Below are 22,744 nucleotides of genomic sequence, written 5' to 3'. Positions count from 1 at the left end.
CGTGCGTCATATCCCGGTCTGAGCCCGCATTCCCCTGTATGCGATTTGTTTTTTGCAGGTAGTTTTCTGCCCGCTCATACCAGGAGTCCTTCCCGTGTTCCCCTCTTTTTATGGCGCTTTTTGTCTTGAAGCAGAGGCGTGCAGTTCATGAGTACGTCCGTTTCCCCATCCAGCGGCCAGGTCCGCATGAATGCTCCGGTGTTCTACTTTGCCGCGAGTGTCATCCTGATCTTTGGCGTCACCGTAATTGCTTTCCCGCAAGCCAGCGGCGAATGGTTATTGGCAGCGCAGAACTGGGCGGCCAATACGGTCGGCTGGTACTACATGCTGGCCATGACGCTGTATCTGGTCTTCGTGGTGGTCACCGCCTTGTCTGGCTACGGCAAGATCAAGCTCGGTGCCGACCACGACGAGCCCGAGTTCAGCTATCTGTCATGGGCGGGCATGTTGTTTGCCGCCGGGATCAGCATCACGCTGTTCTTCTTCTGTGTCTCCGAGCCCCTGACCCACATGCTGCAACCGCCGCAGGGCGAGGGCGGAACCACTGAATCTGCGCGTCAGGCCATGCAGTTGCTGTTCCTGCACTGGGGCTTGCATGGCTGGGGCGTATTTGCCTTTGTCGGCATGGCACTGGCCTACTTCGCCTATCGGCACAACCTGCCGCTGGCCTTGCGCTCGGCGTTGTATCCGCTGATCGGCAAGCGTATCAACGGCCCTATCGGTTATGCCGTCGATGGTTTTGGCATCATCGCGACCATCTTTGGTCTTGGCGCCGATATGGGATTCGGCGTGCTTCACCTGAACTCGGGGCTGGATTACCTGTTCGGCGTGTCCCATACCCAATGGATTCAGGTCGGGTTGATCACGTTGATGATGGGCGCTGCAATTCTGGTAGCCGTCTCGGGCGTCGACAAGGGCGTGCGAGTCATGTCCGACATCAACATGCTGCTCGCCTGCGCACTGCTGCTGTTCGTCTTGTTCGCCGGCCCGACTCAACATCTGCTCAACACGCTGGTGCAGAACATCGGCGACTATCTGGGCGCGCTACCGACCAAGAGTTTCGATGTCTATGCCTACAGTAGCGACGCCAATGGCTGGCTGGGCGGCTGGACGGTTTTCTATTGGGCCTGGTGGATTGCATGGGCGCCTTTCGTAGGCCTGTTCATTGCGCGTATTTCCCGTGGCCGGACCATTCGCGAATTCGTCTTTGGCGTGCTGCTGATCCCGCTGGGTTTCACCCTCGCCTGGATGTCGATATTCGGTAACAGCGCCATCGAGCAAGTGCTCAACCACGGCATGACTGCGCTGGGACAGTCAGCCATCGATGATCCGTCGATGACCCTGTACCTGCTGCTGGAAACCTATCCATGGAGCAAGACTGTCATTGCAGTGACGGTGTTCATCAGCTTCGTCTTCTTCGTCACCTCGGCGGACTCGGGCACTGTAGTGCTGTCTACCCTGTCGGCCAAGGGCGGCGGCCCGGACGAAGACGGTCCGAAATGGCTGCGTGTGTTCTGGGGTGTGGCGACAGCGGTGATTACCAGCGGGTTGCTGTTCTCCGGCAGCATCGATGCGCTGAAGTCCGCCGTCGTGCTGACCTCGCTGCCGTTCTCGCTGATTCTGCTGCTGATGATGTGGGGGCTGCACAAGGCGTTCTTCATGGAGAGCCAGCGCCAGATCGCCCAGACCTACTCGCTGGCTCCGGCTTCCGGTGCGCGACGTGGAGGCTGGCGACAACGCCTTAGCCAGGCCGTGCACTATCCATCGCGTGACGAGGTCTATCGCTTCCTCGACCAGACCGTGCGCCCTGCGATTGAAGAAGTGACTGCGGTGTTCGTTGAGAAAGGCCTGAGTGTCGATACTCAACCCGATCCATCCAACGACTCCGTCAGCCTGGAAATCGGCCACGGCGAAGAACGACCGTTCATTTACCAGGTGCAGATGAAAGGCTTCTTCACCCCGTCATTCGCCCGCGGCGGCATGGGTTCGAAACAACTGAACAACCGTCGTTACTACCGAGCCGAAGTCCACTTGAGCGAAGGCAGCCAGGACTACGATCTGGTGGGCTACACCAAGGAACAGGTCATCAACGACATACTGGACCAGTACGAACGGCATATGCAGTTTTTGCATTTGGTGAGGTAGGGGCAAGTTGCAAGCTGCAAGCTTTAAGCCTCAAGTCAAAAGCTTGTAGCTTGTAGCTTGTAGCTTGTAGCTTGTAGCTTGTAGCTTGTAGCTTGTAGCTTGTAGCTTGCAGCTTGCGGCTTATAACTTGCAGCTACATTCTCACGTACTTTCCCGCTCAATCAGGCTGCAATCGAGCAGGTTCAGCCTTTGTATTTCCCCTTCCAGCGGCAGTACGCCCAGGCTTTCCAGTACGCGCTGTGCAGCCAGGACGCCGATTTCCAGGGCGGGTGGTTTGATGGTGCTGAGGCTGGGCATCATCATTTGTGCGAAGGCGTAGTCGCCAAAGCCCATGACCGCGCAGTCCTTCGGTATTTGCAGGCCTGCGCGCTGGCTGGCGAGCAGTCCACCGGCGGCCAGGTTGTCGTTGGCGAAGAAGATGGCGTCGGGCCTGGTTGCGCGGCTCATGAGCGCATCCATCGCCTGTTTGCCTGCCTCGAAGGGTGCCAGCCCTTCATCCGGGACGAAGACTGTGGGTTTCAGGCCGAATGTTTCCAGGGTGGCGATGTAGCCGTCACGACGTTCCAGAGCACTGAAGTCACCTGCCATGCTGTTCTGCACGAAGGCGATTCGTCGGTAGCCCTTGTCATGCAGATAACGTGTAGCGGTGACGCCCACTTCGTAATGCGAGAACCCGATCTGGATCGGGCTGCGACCAGGTTGGTGGTCCCAGGTTTCGATCACCGGGATATCCGCCTGCTCGATCATTTTCTCTGTGGCAGCACTGTGAAAGCGGCTGGTCAGCACCAGCGCTGCCGGTGACCAGCCCAGAAATGCCCGCACCGCGCTTTCTTCCTGTTCGGTGGAGAAGTAGCTGGAGGCCAGCAGCAACTGGAAACCGTGCTTGCTCAAGGTATCGCTGAAGCCCTGAATGGTGTTGGCGAAGATCGGGCCGGAAATGTTGGGGATCACCATAGCCACGACCCGGCTGCGCGCCGATGCCAGACCTCCTGCCACCAGATTGGGTACATAGCCCAGTTGATTGACCGCTGCGGCGATGCGTTCGCGCAGTTCGGGGGAAACCTGATCCGGCTGGTTGAAATAACGCGACACGGTAATGGCCGAAACGCCTGCCTGCTTTGCCACGCCAGTGATGGTCACGCGGCCTGCGCCTCGGCGTTTGCGTGTCGCAGGAATCTCGTCAGCCATGTGCAGTCACTTCGTATAAAAGAAAAAAGAATATAAAGGTAATTTTTCAGTATTTGACGATCTATGTGTCGGTTACTGATACTGGCGATGTTAGCGCTAACAAACTGGTTTGTCTGCTACTCGCCACCGCGAATGCCCGAACCCGGTTAGCCAGCAATTTCAGACGTCAGTGCTTGAACACTGACCGACCAGGGCACATATCAGGCAGGCACGCAGATGCACACAACACTTGGGGATAGCGTCAAACACAACCTTCTGGCGCAAGCCGTCGGCCAGGCCAACACGGCGCGCGGACGTCGTTGCGGCATGCTGCTGATGGGCCTGGCGGCTTTGCCGCTGGCTCCGGCGATGGCCGAAACCGAAGCCACGCAGAACGCCGAGGCGCCCACGCTCAAAGCGGTCACCGTTACCGCCACGCGCCGCGAAGAGTCGTTGCAGAAGGTGCCTGTCGCGGTTTCCGTGGTTGAAGGCGAGCAACTGGAGCGCGACAACCGCAATGGTGTTTCCAGCATCGCGCAGCAGATCCCGACCCTGAACTTCCGCACCGGCGCTTCCAACAAGGACACCTCGCTGTTCATCCGTGGTGTGGGCACTATCTCCACATCGCCGGGCGTCGAGCCGACCGTTGCGACGGTCATCGACGGTGTCGTGCTCGGTCGTCCCGGCCAGGCAACCCTGGACCTGCTGGATCTGGAGCGCATCGAAGTCCTGCGCGGCCCTCAGGGTACGTTGTTCGGCAAGAACGCTTCGGCCGGTGTGCTCAACGTGGTCACCAAGGCTCCGACCGAAGAGACACATGGCTATATCGATCAGTCCTATTTCAGCGGTAACGAAAGCCGCACGCGCTTCGGTATCGGCGGCAGCCTGATTCCGCAGACCCTCAAGGGCTCGATCACTACCCTGTTCGGCAGCTACGACGGCAACGTCGACAACAAGCTCAACGGTCAGGAAGTCAACGGCTATAACCGTAAGGGCGCACGGGGCAAGCTGGAGTTCACCCCGAATGACGACATCAAGTTCACCCTGACCGCCGACTACATGGAGGCTCATGACGATGCGCCCAACGGCGTGGTCAGCAAGTCGCTGACGCCAGCGTTCAGCAGTGCCTTGTCGCCTGTGCGGGCCGACAGCGACAACCGCGATGTGAACAGCGATTACCGCAGCCATGTCGATGACATCAACAAAGGCTTGTCCGGCCAACTGGACTGGAAGCTGGGCGACTACACCCTGACCTCCATCACCGCCTGGCGCGGCTGGGACAACACCCAGTATCAGGATGGCGACCGTCTCGGCACCATCACCGCTGCATTCCCCGGCACCGAAGACAAGGGCCAGCTGGAGTACAACCAGTATTCTCAGGAACTGCGCCTGGCTTCGCCGAAAGGTGAGTTCCTGGAGTATGTCGGCGGCCTGTTCTACATGCATGGCAAGAGCGATGAAACCTATCAGCGCACCTTGATCACGCCAACGACCCAGGACCGTGGCATCGCCGACTACAGCACTACCAGTGAAAGCTACTCGGTATTTGGTGAAACCACCTTCAACTTCACGCCTGATTTCCGTGCGATCGCCGGCCTGCGCTGGACCCACGACAAGCTGGAATATGACCACCGTCGTGTATCCACCTCGGCCACTACGGTCAGCGGCATCCAGCCGGCGACCAGCAGCTCGGGCACCGTGGATGAAGATGGCAAGTCCGGTCGTCTGGGTCTGCAATACGATCTCAGCGATGCGGTGACCACTTATGTCACTTACTCGCGTGGCTACAAAGGCCCGGCTTATAACGTGTTCTTCAACATGCAGCCGCGTGATACCGATGCGCTCAAACCGGAAACTTCCAACACCTGGGAAGTCGGTATCAAGGCCACCAGCTGGAACAATCGCCTGACCACCAACCTGGCGGTATTCCGCAGCGAGTACGACAACTATCAGGCGAACTTCTTCGATAGCGTGGCCGGGCAGGTGGTAACGCGCCTGATCAACGCTGGCAGTGTCAGCACTGAAGGTGTCGAACTCGACTACGCCTTGCAGGCCACGGCCAACCTGAAAATCTCCGGTGCGGTGGCTTACACCAAGGCGCGTATCGACAGCTTCGCATGCCCGGCCGGTGCGGCGGCGTCCTGCAACGTCGATGGCAAGACTCTGCCATACAGCCCTGACTGGAAAAGCTACGTTCGTGCCGACTACACCATCCCGCTGGATAACGGCCTGGACATCGAGCTGGGTACCGATTACAGCTGGCAGAGCGAAGTGCAGTACGACATCAGCCAGAACGCCGACACCAAACAAGGCGCTTACGGCATCTGGAATGCGAGCGTTGCCCTGGCGGATTACAACGCAGGCTGGCGTGTAGCGTTGCTGGGCAAGAACCTGGCTGACAAGTCTTACTCGCCACTACTGGCCACTGGCGGTAACTACATCTACCGTGCAGTACCACGTGATGACGAGCGTTATTTCGGTGTGCAGTTGCGTAAGGATTTTTGAGCCGTTGCGTGCAACAACCCTCAATGAATCGGTAAGGAGTTGGTTATGAGCGAGTCCGCTCGTCAGTTGAAGTTAGGCGCGTTTCTAATGGCCACCGGGCATCATGTGGCGGCTTGGCGTCACCCGGATGTTCCGGCCAATGCAGGGCTTGATATCAAGCACTACAAGCATCTGGCCAGGGTGGCGGAAGATGCGCGGTTCGACGCATTGTTTGTGGCTGACAGTGTGGCGGCCGCGACCGGAGATATCGCCAGTCACATGGCGCGCTCCGATCATTTCGAGCCGCTGACGCTGCTGTCGGCCCTGAGCGCAGTGACCGATAACATCGGCCTGATTGCAACGGCGACCACGACCTATAACGAGCCTTACCATGTCGCCCGCAAGTTCGCCTCGCTGGATCATCTGTCCGGCGGGCGGGCTGGCTGGAATCTGGTGACTTCCGATGCCGCCGCCGAAGCTCAGAACTTCGGCCGTGAAGAGCATGTGGGACACGCCGAGCGCTATAGTCGTGCCCGCGAGTTTCATCAGGTAGTGACCGGGCTCTGGGACAGCTGGGCGGACGACGCTTTTATCCGCGACAAGGCCAGCGGGGAATATTACGACCCCGCCAAGCTGCATGTGCTCGACCATCACGGCGAACACTTCAATGTCAAAGGCCCGCTGAATGTGGCGCGCTCTCCGCAAGGCCAGCCTGTCGTGGTGCAGGCGGGTTCTTCGGAGGTCGGGCGTGATCTGGCGGCGCAAACGGCTGAAGTGGTCTTCACGGCCCAGACTTCACTGGCCGATGCCCAGGCGTTCTACGCCGATATCAAGGGGCGACTGAAGGCATACGGGCGCAGTGCCGAGTCGCTGAAAATCATGCCTGGCGTGTTTATCGTGGTGGCTGAAACCGAGGCTGAGGCTCAGGCTAAATTCGAGTCGTTCCAGGATCTGGTCGACCCTCATGTGGGTGTGGCGTTGCTGGGCCGCATGCTGGGCAACTTCGATCTGTCGGGCTATCCGCTTGATGGACCGTTGCCGGAACTGCCATTGACCGACAGCGGCCAGCGCAGTCGGCAAAAGCTGCTGACCGATCTGGCCGAGAAGGAAAACCTGAACCTTGCGCAACTGGGACGTCGCATCGCCGGTGGCCGAGGGCATTACAGCCTGATCGGCACACCAGCGCAGATCGCCGATGAGCTACAGACCTGGTTCGAGCAAGGTGCTGCGGACGGCTTCAACGTGCTGGTACCGCATCTGCCGGGCGGTCTGGAAGATGTGGCCCGCCTGCTGGTGCCTGAGCTGCAACGCCGCGGATTGTTCCGCACCGAATACGAAGGTTCGACCCTGCGTGAAAACCTCGGGCTGCAAAGACCATCGAACCGGTTTGAGTAACTGACGACTGTAGGAGCGGGTTCATCCGCGAGACGCCATTGAAGGCGACAGATCTTCTGCGGATGTAGCGGCCTCTCGCGAATGAGCGGAGCGCCGCCCGATTCGCTCCTGCGATGGTTTTGCAGTGCAATCCTATTCACAAGGAAAATTCCCATGAAACCACTGGCCTTCATCGCCGCCGTCCTGACCTTGTGCGGGGTGTTCAACACCGCGATTGCCAAAGAGCCGGACGCCCTGCGCATCGGCTATCAGAAGGGCTCCATCACACTGGTACTGGCCAAGGAACACGGCTTGCTGGAAAAGCGCTTCGCCAATACCCAGATCAAGTGGATCGAGTTTCCAGCTGGGCCGCAGATGCTTGAGGCCTTGAATATCGGCAGTCTGGATATCGCTTCGACCGGTGATATCCCGCCGATCTTCGCTCAGGTGGCAGGTGCCGATCTGGTGTACATCGGCGCCGAGCCGGCCAAGCCGCAAGCTGAAACCATACTGGTGCGCAACGACAGCCCGCTCAAAGGCGTGACTGACCTGAAAGGCCGCAAGGTCGCGTTGCAGAAAGGCTCCAGCGCCCACAATCTGGTGTTGCGTGCCTTGAACAAGGCCGGTCTGAGCTTCAAGGATATCCAGCCGATCTACCTGACCCCGGCCGATGCCCGTGCCGCGTTTGAAAACGGCAGCGTCGATGCCTGGGCCATCTGGGACCCCTATTACTCCATCGCCATCAATGAAGGGCACAGCCGTGTGCTGGCCAATGGCGAAGGGCTTGGGTTGTCCGGTCCGATCTACACGGCTCGTCGAGCCTATGCCGAGAGCAACGGCGATTTCGTTCAGCAGGTATTGAACGAACTGAGCGCCGCTGACGCACTGACCCGTAGCCAGCGTGCCGAGAGTATCCAGATACTGTCGCGCAGCATGGGCTTGCCTGAAGCGGTGATCGGTCAGTACATCGACCATCGTCCAGAATCACCCAGCCTGCCGATCACGCCTGAAATCATCCGCGCCCAACAGGCCACCGCCGATCTGTTCTACGAGAACCGACTGGTGCCCAAACGGGTCGATGTACAGCAGGCTGTATTGAAGGGAGGCGTTCGCGAATGAATTCGCTCTCACGAACGAATTCATTCACGCGAAGGCCATCCGAAACCACCTTACAAGAGAGGACTCAATGACCTATATCGCTGCCGAAAACCGCTATAACGACATGCCTTATCGCCGTACCGGCCGCAGTGGGCTAGTGTTGCCGGCTCTCTCGCTTGGTCTTTGGCACAACTTCGGTGACACCACGCCCATCGAAACCCAGCGCGCCATGCTGCGCACGGCATTCGACCTGGGCATCAACCATTTCGATCTGGCCAACAACTACGGCCCGCCCTATGGCAGTGCCGAAGTCAATTTTGGCCGTTTGCTGCGCGAAGACTTCAAGCAGTACCGCGATGAACTGATCATCTCCACCAAGGCAGGCTGGGACATGTGGCCTGGGCCTTACGGGCAGGGTGGCGGGTCACGCAAGTACGTGCTGGCCAGCCTCGACCAGAGCCTGCAACGCCTGGGCCTCGACTATGTGGATATCTTCTATTCCCATCGCTTCGACCCTGATACTCCGCTGGAGGAAACCGCTGGCGCACTGGCCACTGCCGTGCAGCAGGGCAAGGCGTTGTACATCGGTATTTCTTCCTACTCAGGCTCGAAAACCCGCGAAATTGCCGCGCTGCTGAAAGAGTGGAAGGTACCGTTGTTGATCCATCAACCGGCTTACAACCTGCTCAATCGCTGGGTCGAGAAAGATCTGCTCGATGCAACCGAAGAGCTGGGCACTGGCGTGATTGCCTTTACCGCTCTGGCTCAGGGGTTGCTGTCGGACAAGTATCTGAATGGTGTGCCGCAGGACGCTCGGGTCAATCGCCCGGGTGGCGGTTCGTTGCAGGCTTCGCATTTGTCCGAAGAAAACATCGCCCATGTGCGGGCGCTCAACGAGATTGCCAAGCGTCGTGGTCAAAGCCTGGCGCAGATGGCTCTGGCCTGGACGCTGCGTGATCCGCGTGTGACCTCTGCCCTGATTGGTGCCAGCCGTCCGGAGCAGATCATCGAGAACGTCGGCGCGTTGAAGAACCTTGAGTTCAGCAGTGAGGAACTGGCCGAGATCGATCGTTTTGCCGTGGAAGGCGGGATCAACCTCTGGGCCAAGCCTTCGCTGGCCCAATAACTGCGTAGGAGCGAATTCATTCGCTCCTGCAGATCACATCATGAATGGGGGGGAGTGGGGGTTTAACCCTCATCCCCTTCATCGTCATCCCCGCCATCGACCTTCATGCCCAGCTCCTTGATCTTGCGGGTCAAGGTGTTGCGGCCCCAGCCCAGCAGCACGGCGGCGTCGCGACGGCGACCGGCTGTGTGCTTGAGCGCGGTTTCGATCATGATGCGCTCGAAGGTCGGTACGGCGCTGTCCAGCAGGCTGGACTGGCCGCGAGACAGTGCCTGATCGGCCCACTGACGCAATGCCTGTTCCCAGTTGGTCACTGGCGCGGCGTCTTGTGGCAGGCTGAGCAGTTCGGGCGGCAGGTCGCTGATATGCACTTCACGGCCTGAAGCCATGACCGTGATCCAGCGGCAAGTGTTTTCCAGTTGGCGGACGTTGCCCGGCCATGGCAGATGCTTGAGATATTCCTCGGTCTCGGCCTTGAGCAGCTTGGGCTCTACCGCCAGTTCCTGCGCAGCGCGGCTCAGGAAGTGCTTGGCCAGGGTCGGGATGTCTTCGCGACGGTCCGACATGCGTGGAATGTGGATACGGATCACGTTCAGGCGGTGGAACAAGTCTTCACGGAACTTGCCGGCCTGCACCAGTGTTTCGAGGTTCTGGTGAGTTGCGGCAATGATGCGCACATCGACCTTGACCGGCGTATGACCGCCGACCCGATAGAACTCGCCGTCAGCCAGTACGCGCAGCAGGCGCGTCTGAGTATCGGCTGGCATGTCACCGATTTCATCTAGGAACAGCGTGCCGCCATCGGCCTGCTCGAAGCGGCCGCGCCGCAGGTTGGCCGCGCCGGTAAAGGCGCCTTTTTCGTGGCCAAACAGCTCCGACTCCATCAGATCCTTTGGAATCGCTGCCATGTTCAGTGCAATGAACGGCGAAGCCGAGCGCGGGCTGTGGCGGTGCAGGGCGTGGGCGACCAGCTCTTTACCGGTACCCGATTCGCCGTTGATCAGCACGGTGATGTTGGAGTGGCTCAAACGCCCGATGGCGCGAAACACTTCCTGCATCGCTGGCGCTTCACCAATGATTTCCGGGGTGCGGGTCAGGGCAGGGGCAACGTCCAGGCCTTGCTGTTCCTGGGCGTGCTGGTTGGCGCGCTTGACCAGCGAGACAGCTTCATCGACGTCGAAAGGTTTGGGCAGGTACTCGAAAGCACCGCCCTGATACGACGCTACGGCGCTGTCCAGGTCCGAATGGGCGGTCATGATGATGACCGGCAGGCGCGGATGCTGCTCGCGAATGCGCGCCAGCAGATCGAGGCCACTGGCACCCGGCATGCGGATATCGGAAATGATCACGTCCGGTTGCTGACGGGCCAGGCGACTCATCACCCCATCCGCGCTATCGAAGCTTTGTGTGGTCATGCCTTCCTGTTGCAGGGCCTTTTCCAGTACCCAGCGGATGGAACGATCGTCATCTACGATCCAGACAGTTTCACTACGGCTCATGTCGAAGCGGCTCCTTGTTCCAGCGGCAGGAATATCGAGAAAGTGGTGTGGCCAGTATGGCTCTCACATTCGATCAGGCCCTGGTGCTGGCTAATGATGTTCTGGGTAATGGCAAGACCGAGTCCCGTACCATCCGGGCGGCCACTGACCATGGGGTAGAAAATGGTTTCCTGAAGCTCGGCCGGAATACCGGGGCCGTTGTCGATGATTTCGATCTTGCTCACCAGACGATGGCGAATGTGCCCGATGGTGAACTGACGCATGGCGCGAGTACGCAAGGTGATTCGTCCCAGGCGCAGCTCGTTCTGGCCGCTGATGGCCTGCATCGCGTTACGCACGATATTGAGCACAGCCTGGATCATTTGTTCACGGTCTATCAGGACGTCGGGGATACTTGGATCATAGTCGCGCACCAAGGTGATGCATCCCTGACTTTCTGCCTCGACCAGGCTGCAGACCCGCTCAAGCACCTCATGAACATTGGTCATGGCCAGTGAAGGCAGCTTGTTGGACCCCAACATCCGGTCCACCAGATTGCGCAGGCGATCGGCTTCCTCGATGATGACGTTGGTGTAGTCCTTGAGGCTTTCTTCAGGCAGCTCTCGGGACAGCAACTGAGCGGCACCGCGAATCCCGCCGAGGGGGTTCTTTATTTCGTGAGCCAGGCCACGCACCAGCATCTTGGTGGTTTCCTGCTTGGACAACTGGGCTTCTTCCTTGGTGATGCGCAGCAGGCGATCACGTGGATGAACCTCAAGCAGCAACAGGGTTTCGCCCTTGTTGAGAATAGGCGTCACCGCATAGTCGACGGTCAGGGTCTGGCCGGTCAGTGCGGTAAGCATGGCTTCACGTTTGGTGAAAGGATGAGCCTGCTCCACAGCCTGACGAAGCGAACTCAGTGCTTCGGCGGACTCGGTGAACAGCTCGCTGATGAATTGCCCATGGCTGCGCTGACCACTGATGGCCAGCAGCATTTCAGCTGCCGGGTTCATGTACTCAAGGCGCAGATCGGCATTGAGCAGAATGGTGGCAGTGGTCAGGTTGTCCAGTAACAGACGGTGCAGCGCGTCGCTGATAGTCATGAATCTTGTTGACCTCTTTTGGCACATTGCAATCGCGGAGGTGCAGGGCTGAGCCGTTCTGGTCAGCATCAGCAAAGCCACTGATACGGGTGCTTAATGGGGTGCTGTATCAGCGAAGTTGCAAGAACCAAACCAAGGCTCCGAAAAGAAGCGTTTTAATTCGCAAAATCGGGCTTTTTTGGGATCTGTGCTCGCATAAAGCGCCGCCTGATGGCTATTTCTGAACCAGAATGGGCTGTCTTGATGCGTAGCAGATAGCATGATGCACCATTAAGGTGCTTTGTTGGCGAGATGCTTTTTCCGGTCTAGAAAAAAGGCAGGATGCTGTTTTCTTCTTTGGGCTTGTCCTTGAGCGGACATTCGGGACGTACGCCGTACTCATTGAGCTTGCAGGGGTTGGCGGCACGTTTTTGTGCCAGCGAGATACGCAGCATGTGGAAGGGCTGGTTGGGCGTCTTTTCAAGTACGCGGCCAAACTCGTCGAAGATCTCGACCGACAACTGATGCGTGCCCCGGTCGATATTGCTCAGCGCAAAGACCGGGCTGCGTCCGGGCTGGCCTACAGGTTGCCCATCCAGGAGCAGTCGATAGTTATGGCCGGGTTGCAGGGCCGGTTCGCTGGTGACGGTCACGATCGCATCGCCACTTGTGCTGCGCACTGTCCCGTCAGGTTCGGGTACCAGAACCCGCAGCAGTTGATAGCGAAACATCGCCCTGGCCTTGGGTTTTGCAGGCGTTGCCTGCCGGGTGGGTGCGGGAGGCGTGCCCGTCATGTTGTTGCTGGGCGGGATCTCTACGCGCTTGGCGTTCTTGTGTGGCTGATCGGTAAACACCCGATTGCCATTGGCGTCGATGTAGGTATAGACGTCAGCCGTTGCTGGCAGGGTTGTCAGCAGTAGCAGGGACATCAGCAGGCCATGAATCAGGCGCATTTCAAGGCCCGTTGACATGGACGCGCTGCACGGTGAGGGTCTGTGTCGGGCTTTGCTGGATGATGCGCTGAGAGTCCAGCACCACTACAGCAAAGCTGTGTTCGCCCCGGTCGATATTCACCACTTGAAGGCGTGGGATATTGGTGGGTGTGCCGTAAGGATTGCCGTCCACCAGTAACTGGAGCCTGTGGCCGGATTGCAGGCGTGGCTGAATCTGCACGCCAATCGTGAAGGTGCCGTTATTGGCGCGCAACGCTTCGTCCGTCGGCAGGTCGGTGAGTTCAAGGGTCTGGTAGGCGACTGCGGGTTGCTGCGAGGCCTGCCGCTCTTGCTGGGCGGGAGCGGGATTTCTGGGTGCCGGTAACGTATCGACGCTGTTGAGTGGTGGCAGTACGACGGCCTCGGCCTTGGTGCCATCCGGCGGCTGATTGCTGTAGGCCGTATTGCCATTGGCGTCGGTGTATTTGTAGATCTGCGCAGCGGCGGGCCAACTGATCATCAGCAACAGGCAGACAAGGCAAAGACGCATGAAGGCTCCAGTGACAATACGAGGCATGGCCGTTTTACCGGGATAACGGTGTTCCAGCGGCTCCAGCATAGAACACAACGAGTTCGACCGGTGTATTGCCGGTCTTGCCACGGTGAATGATATCCACCATTTCGGCCAGGGTGTCACCTGCTTTGATATGAATGGACTTGCCTCCCTCCTTTGCTTCGACCGTGAGTTCGCCGGAAAGGACATAGGCTGCGTTTGGAACGGGGTGCTGGTGCCATTTCAGCGTGCTGTTCGCCGGGATGGTGATTTTGAGAATGCTCAGTTCCGGCTGGCCCTCGGGATAAGCCTTATAGAGCGTTCCGTCCCATGACTGGGTGGCTTCGAGCAATGTCCGGGATGTGGGTTGGTTTGTGCCCTGCATGCTTTTGTCAGCGAAAGCCATGTTGCCCAATAACAAGCTGGCGACGACCAGCAGGATTTTGATGTTCATGGAGACCCCCGGTTTTGCGATTGATAGATTTCAAGGCGAAACGCAAGGATTCCAAAAAGCTCGGGCAGCAAGGTGCTAAGTATTTACTACATGTCAGTAAAAAAAGCGCGGGCATGAAAAAGGCCTCCCGAAGGAGGCCTCATTTACGCCATCAATGCTGGCGCAACTGGATTAGCAGCTGTAGTACAGCTCGTATTCCAGTGGGTGTACGAAAGTACGTACCTTGATTTCTTCTTCGCTTTTCAGGTCGATGTAAGCGTCGATGAAGTCGTCGCTGAAAACGCCGCCTTTGGTCAGGAACGCACGACCTTTGTCCAGCTCTTCCAGGGCTTCTTTCAGGCTGCCGCAAACTTGTGGGATCTCTTTCGCCTCTTCAGGCGGCAGGTCATACAGGTTCTTGTCAGCTGCATCGCCAGGGTGGATCTTGTTCTGGATGCCGTCCAGGCCAGCCATCAACAGTGCAGCGAATGCCAGGTACGGGTTGGCTGCTGGATCCGGGAAGCGGGCTTCGATACGACGGCCGCGTGGGCTGGAGACGTAAGGAATACGGATCGAAGCGGAACGGTTGCGAGCCGAGTAGGCCAGCATTACCGGAGCTTCGAAACCTGGGACCAGACGCTTGTAGGAGTTGGTCGACGGGTTGGTGAAGCCGTTCAGAGCCTTACCGTGCTTGATGATACCGCCGATGAAGTACAGAGCGGTGTCGGACAGGCCGGCATAGCCTTCGCCAGCGAAGGTGTTCTTGCCATCTTTGGCGATGGACAGGTGAACGTGCATGCCCGAACCGTTGTCGCCGTACAGAGGCTTCGGCATGAAGGTCGCAGTGCGGCCATAGGCATCGGCTACGTTGTGAACAACGTATTTCAGGGTTTGAACTTCGTCAGCTTTCTTCACCAGGGTGTTGAACTTGACACCGATTTCGTTCTGGCCGGCAGTTGCCACTTCGTGGTGGTGAACTTCGACGATCTGGCCCATTTCTTCCAGAGCGTTGCACATTGCGGTGCGGATTTCGTGGTCGTGGTCGACCGGTGGAACCGGGAAGTAGCCGCCTTTGATACCTGGACGGTGGCCTTTGTTGCCGCCTTCCACGTCCTGGTCAGTCATCCACGAGCCTTGCTCGGAGAAGATCTTGAACATGGAGCCGGAGATGTCGGACTTGTATTTGACCGAGTCGAAGATGAAGAACTCAGGCTCCGGACCGACGAATACGGTGTCACCGATACCGGTAGTCTTCAGGTATTCCTCTGCACGGTGAGCGATGGCGCGTGGGTCGCGATCGTAGCCTTGCATGGTCGAAGGTTCGATGATGTCGCAGACCAGGATCAGGGTCGGCTCTTCGGTGAACGGGTCCAGCACGGCGGAGTCGTCGTCCGGCAGCAGGATCATGTCGGAAGCTTCGATGCCTTTCCAGCCTTCGATGGAGGAACCGTCGAACATCTTGCCGACTTCGAAGAAGTCGTCGTCCAGCGCGTCGCGAGCAGGCATCGTGACGTGTTGCTGCTTGCCTTTGGTGTCAGTGAAGCGCAGATCAATCCATTTAACGTCATGATCTTTGATGAGTTGAACCGACTTCGACATGGTGTCCTCCGGGTGGCTAGGGCCTGGTTATGGTTATGGCCCCTTAAATTTGGGTGATGCCGGCGCAGATACTCTGCCAAGGCAACCTGCCTCACAAGGGAGCAATTTGCATGCCAGTGCCCCGAGTTGGGTTTTTCGCCCCAAACAGAGCCTTTTCGGAGTCAAAAACGGATTTATCGGCAAAATGACGCACCTTTATGGGGCTTTAAAATGCCTCGGCGTGCTTTTTTGGTGCGACGATGATTGGTAGTACGATAACTGGTTAAACCTTGAGCAATTTCCGCTATAATCCGCGCCCCCCTTTTTCGGCCGGCACCTCACGTACCGTTTCCATGAAGCTAATCGTTAAAGTTTTTCCCGAAATCACCATCAAAAGCCCGCCGGTGCGCAAGAAGTTCATCCGCCAGCTGGCCAAGAACATTCGTACCGTGCTCCGGGAACTGGACGCGGACATTGTCGTGGGTGGCGTATGGGACAATCTTGAGGTCGAAACAAGGCTGACCGATCCCAAAGTCCTGCAGGGCATCACCGAGCGCCTGAGCTGCATGCCGGGTATCGCCAATTTCCTGCAGGTTGCCGAGTATCCGCTGGGTGATCTGGATGACATCGTTGCCAGATGCAGGACGCATTACGGCGACCTGCTGCCCGGCAAGATGTTTTCGGTGCGCTGCAAGCGTGCAGGGCGGCATGATTTCAGCTCCATGGACGTCGAAAAATACGTCGGCAGCAAGTTGCGCCAGCAGTGCAGCGCTGCCGGTATCGAGCTGCGAAAGCCCGAACTCGTCGTGCGTATGGAAATCCGCGACCAGCGTCTGTTCGTCATTCATGACCAGCATCAGGGCATGGGCGGTTATCCGCTGGGCGCGCTGGAGCAGACCCTGGTCCTCATGTCGGGCGGTTTCGACTCGACCGTTGCGGCTTACCAGATCATGCGTCGTGGCCTCATGGCACACTTCTGCTTCTTTAATCTGGGTGGCCGTGCTCATGAGCTGGGTGTGATGGAAGTCGCCCATTTCATCTGGAAGAAGTACGGCAGTTCCCAGCGAGTGCTGTTTGTCAGCGTGCCTTTCGAGGAAGTTCTGGGAGAAATTCTGCAGAAAGTCGATAACAGTCATATGGGTGTAGTTTTGAAGCGTATGATGTTACGCGCTGCCTCATCTGTTGCCGACCGTCTCGAAATCGATGTGCTGGTGACCGGCGAAGCGATTTCGCAGGTGTCCAGCCAGACGCTGCCCAATCTTTCGGTCATCGATTCGGCTACCGACAAACTGGTGCTGCGGCCACTGATTGCCAGCCACAAGCAGGACATCGTCGATCTGGCGACTGAAATCGGCACTGCCGAATTCGCCCGGCACATGCCTGAATATTGCGGGGTGATTTCGGTCAACCCCAAGACCAACGCCAAGCGTAACCGCGTTGAGTACGAAGAGAAGCAGTTCGACATGGCTGTTCTCGAGCGAGCGCTCGAGCGTGCCAGGCTGGTGACCATCGATCGGGTGATCGACGATCTGAGCCAGAATGTCGAAATAGAGGAAGTCAGCCAGGCGCTGGCCAGCCAGGTCATCATCGACATCCGTCACCCGGATGCCCAGGAAGACCTGCCGCTGGAAGTGCCGGGCATAGAAATACAGACGCTGCCGTTCTATGCATTGAACAGCCGCTTCAAGGAGCTGGATAACACGCGCCAGTACCTGTTGTATTGCGACAAAGGCGTCATGAGTCGCCTGCATGCTCACCATCTGCTCAGTGAGGGGCATGCCAATGTGCGCGTTTATCGACCGAGCTAAGTGCCCGGGGCTGTTTGCCTGTGGCTTGCGTCACCGGCCCCCCGACACCAGTCGTCAAGCCGTAACGGCTTTTGCCGACTCAATGTTAATTGCTGCCTGACAACAGTCAGCTCACCGAATCCTCTGATCGAGATACACAAGTGATCGAAAATCTACGTAACATCGCCATCATTGCTCACGTTGACCATGGCAAAACTACCCTGGTAGACAAACTTCTGCGTCAGTCCGGCACTCTGGAGCGTAACGAGCTCAACGACGAGCGCGTCATGGACTCCAACGACCAGGAGAAAGAGCGCGGTATTACCATTCTCGCGAAGAACACCGCGATCAACTGGAATGGCTACCACATCAACATCGTGGACACCCCTGGCCACGCCGACTTCGGTGGTGAAGTAGAGCGCGTGATGTCGATGGTCGACTCCGTTCTGCTGCTGGTTGACGCTCAAGACGGCCCTATGCCGCAAACCCGTTTCGTGACCAAGAAGGCTTTCGAAGCCGGCCTGCGTCCAATCGTGGTCATCAACAAGGTTGACCGTCCAGGCGCGCGTCCTGACTGGGTTCTGGACCAGATCTTCGACCTGTTCGACAACCTGGGTGCCACCGAAGAACAGCTGGACTTCAAAGTCGTCTACGCCTCGGCCCTGAACGGTATTGCCGGTCTGGACCACACCGAAATGGCTGAAGACATGACCCCGCTGTACCAGTCGATCGTCGACAACGTACCTGCGCCGTCGGTTGACCGCGATGGTCCGTTCCAGATGCAGATCTCCGCTCTGGACTACAACAGCTTCCTGGGTGTTATCGGTGTTGGCCGTATCGCTCGTGGTCGAGTCAAGCCGAACACTCCGGTTGTTGCTATCGACACCGATGGCAAGAAGCGCAACGGCCGTATCCTGAAACTGATGGGTCACCACGGTCTGCACCGCATCGACGTTGAAGAAGCAGCTGCTGGCGACATCGTCTGCATCAGCGGTTTCGACGAGCTGTTCATCTCCGATACCCTGTGCGACCCGACTGCAGTAGAGGCAATGAAGCCGCTGACCGTCGACGAGCCAACTGTTGCCATGACCTTCCAGGTCAACGACTCGCCTTTCTGCGGTAAAGAAGGCAAGTTCGTCACCAGCCGTAACATCAAGGAACGTCTGGACAAAGAGTTGCTGTACAACGTTGCACTGCGCGTTGAAGAAGGCGACTCGGCTGACAAGTTCAAGGTTTCCGGCCGTGGTGAGCTGCACCTCTCGGTTCTGATCGAAACCATGCGTCGCGAAGGCTTCGAAATGGCCGTAGGTCGTCCGGAAGTGATCATCCGTCTGGTTGACGGCGTGAAACACGAACCGTACGAAAACGTCACCATCGACCTGCCGGAAGATGCACAAGGCGCGATCATGGAGCAAATGGGTCTGCGTAAAGGCGACCTGACCAACATGGTTCCGGATGGCAAAGGCCGTGTTCGCCTTGAGTACAACATCCCGGCTCGTGGCCTGATCGGTTTCCGTAACGAGTTCCTGACCCTGACCTCCGGTGCAGGCATCCTGACCTCGATCTTCGACCGTTACGACGTGATGAAGTCCGGCGACATGTCCGGCCGTCAGAACGGCGTTCTGGTTTCGGTTGAAACCGGCAAGGCTCTGACCTACTCCCTGGAAACCCTGCAAGCGCGCGGCAAGCTGTTCGTTGAGCACGGTCAGGAGATCTACAACGGTCAGATCGTTGGTCTGAACAGCCGTGACAACGACCTGGGCGTCAACCCAACCAAAGGCAAGAAGCTCGACAACATGCGTGCTTCGGGTAAAGACGAAACCATCGCTCTGGTTCCACCTGTCAAGTTCACTCTGGAACAGGCTCTGGAATTCATCCAGGACGACGAGCTGTGCGAAGTGACGCCGAAGTCGATCCGTCTTCGCAAGAAGATCCTCGACGAAAGCGAGCGTACCCGCGCTGCCAAGAAAGCCAAGGCTTGATATCTAGCCCCGGCTGAATGAAAAACGCCCCCGGTCGAAAGGCCGGGGGCGTTTTTTTATGCCTGGTGTCTGGCGCTTCTACGAAAGCTGTTGATCAGAACTTCAGCGGTACCCGACCTGAGTTCGAGTTCAGTGCGCCGCTGTTCTGACGCTCGACGGCCTTTGGCTTGTATGCGCAATATCCGGGGCGCGGACCGATCTTCGGATGGTTGCGGCAGGTGTCCGGGCGCTTTTCATAGATGGTACACAGGCGGCTCTTGCGATCCAGATACAGGCAGTCGTTGTTGCTCATGCGCTGCAAGGTGAAGATCCCGGACTTCTGGTTGAAGCGCTCGACAATCCCTTCCTTCTGCAGACGCTTGGCGATGTTCTTGGCTGGTTCGTCTTTCTCGAACTCGTCAACGATGCCGATACGGATCAGATCCTTGATCTTCACTTCTACCGGCAAGGTGCAGCAGCTGGAAATGCAGCCTCCGCACATGTGGCTGGAATACTTGGCCCAGGTATCGAGACGATCGATCTCTGCGGCTGCGATCAAGGTGGATTTCATTTCTTTTCAGGCTTCCGGGTGTATCGGGCGCGCGATCATACCGGGGCTTGCGGGTTTAGCGTAGGCAAAAATGAGTGAAGCGACTGTCGGTGTCACTTCACTGGTTTGTGGGAGGGGCCTTGGCCGCGACGGGCTCTACACGATTCGCGAGTTTGCCAGGTTCTCGATCTGCTCCTGTCGCTCGGCTTGACTCAATTTCGCGCCAGGATTGAGCGATGACCACTGCGGGTGCGCGCGTGCCTTGTGTACCGCGTCGGGGAGCTTGCCCTCACGCCAGGCCTTGTCCTGCGGCTCGCTCAGTTCGATGCTGTCCATGGCCGCATGGCCCCTTACGTCCAGCGCCTGTAACAGGTGATGTTGCCTGAGAGCCAGCAGGCGCAGCACGGCGTCGTCCACCGTCAGTTCCCGCTGCCCCTTGAGTTTGCCAAGCAGTCGTCCTCCGTAACTGCGCGCCGTTTGCAGCGCGCCACCGGCAATGGCGCCGACCAGCGCCGCTGCACCCAGAGTGATTCCGCCGACCAGCAGATCGACACCCGCTCCGGCTGCTGCACCTGCCGCCACGCCACCACCCACCCGTACACCCAGTTGCTTGAGGGTTTCGGGGTTGAACAGGTCATCGCCCCAACGACCATCCAGCAACGGCAAGTCGGCTGCCGAAGCGTCCTGCACACGAAAGGCATACAGTTTGAGCAGTGCTTCGACGCAACGCTGCTCGCGTTGGCGAATGGTCTTGCGCAGTTCATTGATGGCGTTCTGTTCCTGCTGCGCATCGGTTTCCACGCTACGCCGACAGGCCGCACAATCGATCAGCATTTCTGCAATCAGCCGCGCTGCGCTATGCCGCCGTGCTTTGCGTTGGGCCTGTTGATCCTCGATCAGCCGCTCCAGTTGCGGGCGGGCGCTTTCCATCATCAGCGCCAGGCTTTCATAAAGCCGACGCTCGCCATCTTCAGGCGGTGCCACGCTGTCGAAACGCACCAGCGCATGCAAACCAAGACGCGAAAGGGATTCGCGCCACTGCGGCTCCCGCTGCTGTGGGCTGCTGACGAAATTCAGCACCGGCAACAGCGGCTTGCCACAGCTTGCCAATACCGCCAGTTCGTCACGGTATTTGGACAGGATCGGTTCGCGGGCATCGATCACGTACAGACCCGCGTCCGAGTCGAGCAACTGACGCAGCACCTTGGCTTCCTGCTCGAAGCGCTGGCGAGCTTCGCTGCTGTCCAGAAAGCGCGCGAGCCGGGCGGGGCCGTCCAGCCGCTCGCCGGGACGGTCCAGTCGTTCCAGATAGTCGAGCAGGGCAATGGCGTCTTCCAGGCCCGGCGTATCGTAAAGCTCAAGCAGAGCCTGACCTTCGACCGAAAGGCGCGCACCTTCTACATGGCGTGTAGTGCTGGGGCGATGGGAGACTTCACCGAAACCGATATCACGGGTCAGGGTGCGCAGCAGTGACGTCTTGCCGACATTGGTATGGCCCACGACGGCCAGCTTGAGTGCGCGTGGTTTGCTCAGCTCAGTCATTGTCTGTCTCCAGCCAGTTCACCTGCGAGTGCTCGCTCCACGTCAGTTCCAGTTGTTGCAGGGCGGCGTGCCAGTCATTGAGGCGCTGCGGATCAAGCGTTTGACCGGCTGGCGCTGGCAATAACCAGATGCGGGTCTGGCTGGCGTATCTGGCCAGCTCGGCGATCAAGGCCAGGCTGCCGCGATCCGGTGAGCGGCGTGGGTCGCACGCGATGAGCAGGCGGGCAGGCGGGTAGTGGGCCAGTTGCTCCAGCAGCTTTTGCCGTGATTCGCGGCTGTCGAGCACACCTGCGTCAGCCACGCTGGACGGCAGTTGTGGGGGCCACGGGTATTGATCGTCCAGTTCGATGGCGACCAGCAAGGCGCCTTCACTATCGGCGGTTCCTGCGTTGGGTTTTACCTGATGCAGTTGTGGCGGTGCAGCATCGTTGACGCCCAGGCGTTCGCTGCTAGGCATCAGGCGCTCGCGCAATTGAAGGTAGCCGGGTAGCTCCAGATCCAGCTTCAAGGTCGCGCGCCCACGCTGCCAGCGCCACAGGCAGAACAGCGCCAGAATAAGGCGCGGTACGATGCCAAATACGAGCAGGATGCCCACCAGCCAGGAAGCCCAGGCCTGACGGGCATTTTCCAGGCTCAATACGCCATTGCCGCTAGCGCGGATCATCAGTTCATCGGGTGTGCTGAAACCCAGCATGGCCGGAATGATGCCCAGTGTCTGCGTCAGGCTGACGAAGGTTTCGCTGCCCAGAATGGTGGTTTCCCAGACAAAGCCGTAACGTCTTGTCGCCATCAGCATCAACAGCATGACCATGGCGCTTAGCAAGGCCGCCAGCCAGAGGCCGTTGACCAGCAGGCCGAGAGCCCAGCGGTTGAGGCGTTGGCGTTGCAGCAGCAGAATCAGGGCAGGCGCCAGTTGGGCGGTCTGTGCGTCGCGAGCGAGTTTTTCGCTGGCCCACAGCCAGAGTCGACCCAGGCCCGAACTGCTGCGCCCGGTGAACATCAGCCCCAGCGCCCAGCTGATCAACAGCACCAGGTTCAGACCGAGCAGGCTGCCCAGCGCCCAGAATACATTGACCGGTGCCTGTCCGTTGCCCATGGCGGCAAAAGCAAGGCCCGCGCCGCTGAACACCGCGATAACGGCCAAGGCGATCAAGGCCAGGCGAGCGCCTTGCTTCCAGTGGTGCAGGGCGTTGACCATGCCATCACGTTCGGCCAGCCACAGGGCGCGCAGCTTGATCCGGCTGCTCAGGCTGCCTTCGGTTGCGCGGGCGCGGCGGTTGGCTTCCTGGTCTTCAAGAAGGCCTGCCTGTTCTTCTCGCAGGCGTACAGCTTCGGTCAGCCAGAGGGTGTCGAGTGGGGTCAGAGCAGTCACACAGCGTCTCTTCGATGAATTAGGCACAAAGCATAACCGTTGCGGTGAAGCTTAGGGCTTATGCGGTGTCTATCAGTTCCGT

The 22,744-nt window shown here is 58.6% G+C and carries 17 protein-coding genes; 7 read left to right on the top strand and 10 right to left on the bottom strand.

The window, feature by feature from the left end; translation table 11 throughout:
* Nucleotides 1-186: 186 nt before the first annotated feature.
* Nucleotides 187-2,145 (top strand): choline transporter BetT, encoded by a 1,959-nt coding sequence (gene betT / locus JL015_RS14390; protein WP_236124185.1) that lies wholly within the window; start codon nucleotides 187-189, stop codon nucleotides 2,143-2,145.
* Nucleotides 2,146-2,286: 141 nt separating this feature from the next.
* Here betT and JL015_RS14385 read toward each other — a convergent pair whose 3' ends face one another.
* Nucleotides 2,287-3,333 (bottom strand): LacI family DNA-binding transcriptional regulator, encoded by a 1,047-nt coding sequence (locus JL015_RS14385; RefSeq protein ID WP_201003944.1) that lies wholly within the window; start codon nucleotides 3,331-3,333, stop codon nucleotides 2,287-2,289.
* A gap of 216 nt (nucleotides 3,334-3,549) precedes the next feature.
* Between JL015_RS14385 and JL015_RS14380 the strand changes: the two genes are divergently transcribed.
* The 4 genes from JL015_RS14380 to mgrA all read left to right on the top strand — a co-directional run bounded on the left by JL015_RS14380 (nucleotide 3,550) and on the right by mgrA (nucleotide 9,394).
* Nucleotides 3,550-5,817 carry a TonB-dependent receptor gene (locus JL015_RS14380; RefSeq protein ID WP_201018905.1) on the top strand — a complete coding sequence of 756 codons (2,268 nt, stop codon included), beginning with the start codon at nucleotides 3,550-3,552 and terminating at the stop codon, nucleotides 5,815-5,817.
* 45 nt (nucleotides 5,818-5,862) lie between these two features.
* Nucleotides 5,863-7,191 (top strand): LLM class flavin-dependent oxidoreductase, encoded by a 1,329-nt coding sequence (locus tag JL015_RS14375; protein ID WP_201018904.1) that lies wholly within the window; start codon nucleotides 5,863-5,865, stop codon nucleotides 7,189-7,191.
* Nucleotides 7,192-7,344: 153 nt separating this feature from the next.
* On the top strand, nucleotides 7,345-8,289 hold the full coding sequence (locus JL015_RS14370; protein ID WP_201018903.1) for a sulfonate ABC transporter substrate-binding protein: 945 nt from the start codon (nucleotides 7,345-7,347) through the stop codon (nucleotides 8,287-8,289).
* 67 nt (nucleotides 8,290-8,356) lie between these two features.
* Entirely contained in the window at nucleotides 8,357-9,394 is a 1,038-nt protein-coding gene (gene mgrA, locus JL015_RS14365; protein WP_201018902.1) for an L-glyceraldehyde 3-phosphate reductase, read from the top strand.
* Nucleotides 9,395-9,456: 62 nt separating this feature from the next.
* Here the strand turns inward: mgrA and ntrC are convergent, their stop codons facing one another.
* The 6 genes from ntrC to glnA form a co-directional block, all read right to left on the bottom strand.
* Nucleotides 9,457-10,893 carry a nitrogen regulation protein NR(I) gene (gene ntrC, locus JL015_RS14360; protein ID WP_201003934.1) on the bottom strand — a complete coding sequence of 479 codons (1,437 nt, stop codon included), beginning with the start codon at nucleotides 10,891-10,893 and terminating at the stop codon, nucleotides 9,457-9,459.
* Nucleotides 10,890-11,975 (bottom strand): nitrogen regulation protein NR(II), encoded by a 1,086-nt coding sequence (gene glnL, locus JL015_RS14355; protein WP_201003932.1) that lies wholly within the window; start codon nucleotides 11,973-11,975, stop codon nucleotides 10,890-10,892. The genes ntrC and glnL overlap by 4 nt, the downstream gene beginning before the upstream one ends.
* Nucleotides 11,976-12,280: 305 nt before the next feature.
* Complete coding sequence (locus JL015_RS14350) at nucleotides 12,281-12,925, bottom strand: DUF4124 domain-containing protein (protein WP_236250213.1); 645 nt, start codon at nucleotides 12,923-12,925, stop codon at nucleotides 12,281-12,283.
* Entirely contained in the window at nucleotides 12,909-13,436 is a 528-nt protein-coding gene (locus JL015_RS14345) for a DUF4124 domain-containing protein (RefSeq protein ID WP_201018901.1), read from the bottom strand. Before JL015_RS14345 ends, JL015_RS14350 begins: the two co-directional genes overlap by 17 nt.
* 34 nt (nucleotides 13,437-13,470) lie before the next feature.
* The gene (locus tag JL015_RS14340) at nucleotides 13,471-13,893 is read right to left on the bottom strand and encodes a cupin domain-containing protein (protein WP_201018900.1); all 423 of its coding nucleotides are present in this window, start codon (nucleotides 13,891-13,893) and stop codon (nucleotides 13,471-13,473) included.
* 171 nt (nucleotides 13,894-14,064) lie between these two features.
* Complete coding sequence (gene glnA / locus JL015_RS14335) at nucleotides 14,065-15,471, bottom strand: glutamate--ammonia ligase (RefSeq protein ID WP_201003928.1); 1,407 nt, start codon at nucleotides 15,469-15,471, stop codon at nucleotides 14,065-14,067.
* A gap of 332 nt (nucleotides 15,472-15,803) precedes the next feature.
* On the opposite strand from glnA, the gene thiI reads away from it, so the two are divergent.
* Together thiI and typA are read left to right on the top strand one after the other, a co-directional pair.
* A complete protein-coding gene (thiI, locus tag JL015_RS14330; protein ID WP_201018899.1) occupies nucleotides 15,804-17,258 on the top strand; it encodes a tRNA uracil 4-sulfurtransferase ThiI in 1,455 nt (484 codons plus the stop codon).
* A gap of 140 nt (nucleotides 17,259-17,398) precedes the next feature.
* Nucleotides 17,399-19,219 carry a translational GTPase TypA gene (gene typA, locus JL015_RS14325; protein ID WP_201003925.1) on the top strand — a complete coding sequence of 607 codons (1,821 nt, stop codon included), beginning with the start codon at nucleotides 17,399-17,401 and terminating at the stop codon, nucleotides 19,217-19,219.
* A gap of 94 nt (nucleotides 19,220-19,313) precedes the next feature.
* Here the strand turns inward: typA and JL015_RS14320 are convergent, their stop codons facing one another.
* The 3 genes from JL015_RS14320 to JL015_RS14310 all read right to left on the bottom strand — a co-directional run bounded on the left by JL015_RS14320 (nucleotide 19,314) and on the right by JL015_RS14310 (nucleotide 22,662).
* Nucleotides 19,314-19,769 (bottom strand): YkgJ family cysteine cluster protein, encoded by a 456-nt coding sequence (locus tag JL015_RS14320; protein WP_025258115.1) that lies wholly within the window; start codon nucleotides 19,767-19,769, stop codon nucleotides 19,314-19,316.
* A 135-nt stretch (nucleotides 19,770-19,904) separates the two neighbouring features.
* A complete protein-coding gene (locus JL015_RS14315) occupies nucleotides 19,905-21,290 on the bottom strand; it encodes a GTPase/DUF3482 domain-containing protein (RefSeq protein WP_201018898.1) in 1,386 nt (461 codons plus the stop codon).
* Nucleotides 21,283-22,662: a DUF2868 domain-containing protein gene (locus JL015_RS14310; RefSeq protein WP_201018897.1), complete on the bottom strand. Its 1,380-nt coding sequence runs from the start codon at nucleotides 22,660-22,662 to the stop codon at nucleotides 21,283-21,285. The genes JL015_RS14315 and JL015_RS14310 overlap by 8 nt, the downstream gene beginning before the upstream one ends.
* Nucleotides 22,663-22,744 lie beyond the last annotated feature (82 nt).

Source organism: Pseudomonas cichorii, from assembly GCF_015471405.1.
Lineage (GTDB): Bacteria > Pseudomonadota > Gammaproteobacteria > Pseudomonadales > Pseudomonadaceae > Aquipseudomonas > Aquipseudomonas serbiensis.
The sequence above is the reverse complement of the archived record's forward strand: the minus strand, read 5'-3'. Positions and strand labels throughout refer to the sequence as shown.

Bases quoted from the DNA above. Each gene is read 5' to 3' on its own strand.
- betT (WP_236124185.1), top strand. From the start codon at position 187: ATGAATGCTCCGGTGTTCTACTTTGCCGCGAGTGTCATCCTGATCTTT.
- JL015_RS14385 (WP_201003944.1), bottom strand. From the start codon at position 3,333: ATGGCTGACGAGATTCCTGCGACACGCAAACGCCGAGGCGCAGGCCGC.
- JL015_RS14380 (WP_201018905.1), top strand. From the start codon at position 3,550: ATGCACACAACACTTGGGGATAGCGTCAAACACAACCTTCTGGCGCAA.
- JL015_RS14375 (WP_201018904.1), top strand. From the start codon at position 5,863: ATGAGCGAGTCCGCTCGTCAGTTGAAGTTAGGCGCGTTTCTAATGGCC.
- JL015_RS14370 (WP_201018903.1), top strand. From the start codon at position 7,345: ATGAAACCACTGGCCTTCATCGCCGCCGTCCTGACCTTGTGCGGGGTG.
- mgrA (WP_201018902.1), top strand. From the start codon at position 8,357: ATGACCTATATCGCTGCCGAAAACCGCTATAACGACATGCCTTATCGC.
- ntrC (WP_201003934.1), bottom strand. From the start codon at position 10,893: ATGAGCCGTAGTGAAACTGTCTGGATCGTAGATGACGATCGTTCCATC.
- glnL (WP_201003932.1), bottom strand. From the start codon at position 11,975: ATGACTATCAGCGACGCGCTGCACCGTCTGTTACTGGACAACCTGACC.
- JL015_RS14350 (WP_236250213.1), bottom strand. From the start codon at position 12,925: ATGTCAACGGGCCTTGAAATGCGCCTGATTCATGGCCTGCTGATGTCC.
- JL015_RS14345 (WP_201018901.1), bottom strand. From the start codon at position 13,436: ATGCGTCTTTGCCTTGTCTGCCTGTTGCTGATGATCAGTTGGCCCGCC.
- JL015_RS14340 (WP_201018900.1), bottom strand. From the start codon at position 13,893: ATGAACATCAAAATCCTGCTGGTCGTCGCCAGCTTGTTATTGGGCAAC.
- glnA (WP_201003928.1), bottom strand. From the start codon at position 15,471: ATGTCGAAGTCGGTTCAACTCATCAAAGATCATGACGTTAAATGGATT.
- thiI (WP_201018899.1), top strand. From the start codon at position 15,804: ATGAAGCTAATCGTTAAAGTTTTTCCCGAAATCACCATCAAAAGCCCG.
- JL015_RS14320 (WP_025258115.1), bottom strand. From the start codon at position 19,769: ATGAAATCCACCTTGATCGCAGCCGCAGAGATCGATCGTCTCGATACC.
- JL015_RS14315 (WP_201018898.1), bottom strand. From the start codon at position 21,290: ATGACTGAGCTGAGCAAACCACGCGCACTCAAGCTGGCCGTCGTGGGC.